This is a genomic window from Okeania sp. SIO3B5 (assembly GCF_010692555.1).
Classification (GTDB): domain Bacteria; phylum Cyanobacteriota; class Cyanobacteriia; order Cyanobacteriales; family Microcoleaceae; genus Okeania.
This window is the reverse complement of the sequence record NZ_JAAHHG010000768.1, coordinates 1-3,309: the sequence shown is the minus strand read 5'-3', so window position 1 is coordinate 3,309 and position 3,309 is coordinate 1. Positions and strand designations below refer to the sequence as shown.

Annotated in this window: 2 protein-coding genes; one reads left to right on the top strand and one right to left on the bottom strand. The window is 36.8% G+C overall.

Annotated features, from left to right (window positions below; translation table 11 throughout):
* The first annotated feature begins 806 nt into the window (after positions 1 to 806).
* Positions 807 to 1,442 carry a hypothetical protein gene (locus tag F6K54_RS42165; protein ID WP_293090451.1) on the top strand — a complete coding sequence of 212 codons (636 nt, stop codon included), beginning with the start codon at positions 807 to 809 and terminating at the stop codon, positions 1,440 to 1,442.
* 542 nt (positions 1,443 to 1,984) lie between these two features.
* Here F6K54_RS42165 and F6K54_RS42160 read toward each other — a convergent pair.
* Positions 1,985 to 2,896 carry a hypothetical protein gene (locus F6K54_RS42160; RefSeq protein WP_293090450.1) on the bottom strand — a complete coding sequence of 304 codons (912 nt, stop codon included), beginning with the start codon at positions 2,894 to 2,896 and terminating at the stop codon, positions 1,985 to 1,987.
* Between the last annotated feature and the right edge of the window lie 413 nt (positions 2,897 to 3,309).

The window sequence follows — 3,309 nt, the reverse complement described above, 5'->3', positions numbered from 1 at the left end:
GCGTACTTTGCGCTCAAAATCGGCAAATTTTGGCAAATTTCACTGTTCCACTATCCCCTCATCTTCCGTTCTCCTTAAATCGTTAATCTACAATACTTTGAAACAGCCCTGCTCCCAGGAGGGGAAGTCAGAAGGGGAGAAATAAGAAAGAGAAGGAAAAGGAGAAAGTTTTTTGGCGTTGCTGATTCTGGGTATGATTTGGCCCCCCTAGCCCCCCAATTTTGGGGGGAATAAAACTCTAAAAGTCCCCCTTGATCCCCCTCCCGTCCCCCGCAGGATCGGGGGAAGCCAGATGTTGCTGCGCTTTTTGTTGAACGGGGGATGCGCGGGGGCTTAACCAGAACCAAACAATCGCGCATTCATACTTCAATTCAGCAACGCCAGTTTTTTGATCACGCTCTTATCCGAACATGATATAATTTCATATTAATTTAATAAACATAAACTTATTTAGGGCTTGCTGAATAAATCTAAAAGCATTGACATATAAAGACAAGTGCCTTTTTGGAATCGAAAAAAGTGCGCCTGTTTCAGTCTAAAACACTCATGCATGGAGCGTATTTTAGGCGCATAGTTGGGCAGAAAAATCTTGGGACAATTCTTACTCCTACCTCCTCGCTCCCAAGCCATTTCTCCTGTCTCCTGTCTCCTGTCTTCCCCTCCTGGGAGGGGGAGGGGCGAGGGGTGGGTTGTCTCCTACCCCTACTAAAAGACTTTTGAGCGCAAACCCTATTTAATTTGTTACTATTGTGATTATAAGTACAAAAAACTATATTGCTCCAAACTAAAATTCTAGGTAAAAGTTTATGTCCGATCATCTTTCATTACTAAAAAATCGAGACTACACGTTTATTTTTGCTAGAAGTCTTGAAAGCTGGTCTGCTTCTAATATGTACTATGAAGATTGGATTGCAGCACAAATAAAAATCATTGATTTAGCCAAACATTGTCAATCATTAGATCATGATGGAATTACTGTTTATCTTGCATCTAGTCCTTTTATCAAGCATACAAACACAGAAGTCGTAAAATTAGCCCAACTATTTCAGTTAAAAGAGCCTCCAGAAATAATAGATGTAGTAAGTAGTTTAGAAGATGCGATTAATGACTATTTTCAACGCCGAGATGCAAAACAAACTAAGAATGGAGATATTATTTTAGTATTAGTAGATAAAATTTCTGATGAACAAGAAGCTTTGGCAAATTTAATTATTAATGCTACTGAAAAAATCGACCTGGTTCCAGGTACAGAAAATAGTTATGAATTAGGAATTAGTTTTTTACAAATTGGTGAAGATCCAGCAACAACAGAATGTTTGACTTTCTTGGACGATCATCTCGTCAAAGCTGGTGCAAAATGTGATATTGTTGACACGAAGTTTTGGTATGAAATTAAGCAAAAATCTCTCACAGATATTCTGATTCATGCTTTATTTGACTAGCAAAACGCTGGCATTAGGAATATTTGTTGGGTTGTGCTAGCGCTTAACCCAACCTACTGTGTGAATGATTGGCGATCACTTTCATGCTTTAGTTGACTAGCAAAGCATTAGCATTAGGAATATTTGTTGGGTTGCGCTAGCGCTTAACCCAACCTACTGTGTGAATGATTGGCGATCGCTTTCATGCTTTATATCATGTCCGGATAATTAGTGATAAAAAAACTTTCTCTTTTTCCTCCTCTTTATTCTTTCTTCTTGCTTCTTTCTTCTTCTTTGTTCCCTCCTGACTCCTGACTCCTGACTCCTGACTCCTCCGTCGTTTATTTATAAGTATTCAACCGGACATGATATTAGTTGACTAGCAAAGCATTAGCATTAGGAATATTTGTTGGGTTGCGCTAGCGCTTAACCCAACCTACTGTGTGAATGATTGGCGATCGCTCCACATTAGTAATATGGACTACTATTTAGCTGAACTTCCCCTTTGACAAAACGCCATAATGTATGCTGTAGGAGAGATACGTTGAATTGTCTACCCCCATTTACTGGGTACAAATTAAGGAAATTCCTAATAAATCTAATGCTTTGTTTTGTAGTGCAGTTGGTCGAGTTACCTTGGAAAAAACATATTTTCCACTCACCATAGTACACTGCACTGTATTCAAGCAAATTGTGCCTAAATCTTCCATTAAACTGCGGAAACTGTGAACCCGAAACTGTTCTTGGTTCCGTTTCTTTCTATCTTTATCAACCGCAGAATCACTGCCATGAGCTGTGATTACATTTTCCCAATTATCATCAACTTCTTCATCCTCAAATAATAGGGGAGCTAGTTGTTGTTTCAAATGCCATTCAACATAATCAGCTAACATACATAAGAAAATATGAGCTCTGACTCTATCTCCTTTATCATGATAAATTGGACGGACTTTTAAATCAATAGATTTATCACAACGGAAGGCTGATTCTACAGCAGATAAGCTTTTATAAGCTTTGACAACTTCCAGCTTATTCATCACAGTTTTATCTACAGAAATTCTGAGAATATAAACCCCATCTAAAGCTACTTCTTGAGCAATTACCTCTGGTTTTCTTTCATAAGAAAATCTCGATTCTGTAATGTCTAAATTATAGTATTTGTTGATTTTATATTTATTGAAAACCTTCCCTACTCTTAAGGCGATTTTATCTGCGCCTTTCAATGGTTTTTTTTCTCTTTTAGTAGCTTCAATAATCAACTTGAATTCTGATTCTACTTTTTGTAATAACTCCTCTCTTCTTTGGTGATTTTTTTCAGCTATTAAGGAATTTCGACAAGCCACTAATCTCTCGTTAGGGTAATCGGAACTTTCAAATTCAACCAGATTTATCTCATCAAAAAATCCTAATTTAATTTTCTCTACTTCTGCCAATTTTATCATCTGAACTTTAGTTAAACCACTGATATAATCCAATCCTTCTATGGGTTTAAATAGCTCATTATCAAAAATGGTATTAAATTTATCAATTCTGAATTCTGGATTGCAGAATTGCTGGATTCTAAGAAATACCCTGGCTATTTGTAGCAAACATTTATCAAATTGGTATTATTACCAAGATACTTGCACCGAAAAAAAAATACAACCCCAAAACTTTATATAAAGTTTATATGATTTTTTAGACAACTTTATATAAACTTTATATCCCACATTCCGCACCACAAAATGTAGTATAGAAGGAGGAGTCAGGAGACAGGAGACAGGAGACAGAATTTGAGAAGAAAATCATAGCTGCCGCGATCGAGTACACGATCGAGTAAGTATTTATGCGTAAATTTCTTACTCAGAATTTGATCGACGAAAAAAGTAATTGAGATGATTTGTATAGT

Coding starts and splice junctions, on each gene's coding strand:
- F6K54_RS42165 (WP_293090451.1), top strand. CDS start 807: ATGTCCGATCATCTTTCATTACTAAAAAATCGAGACTACACGTTTATT.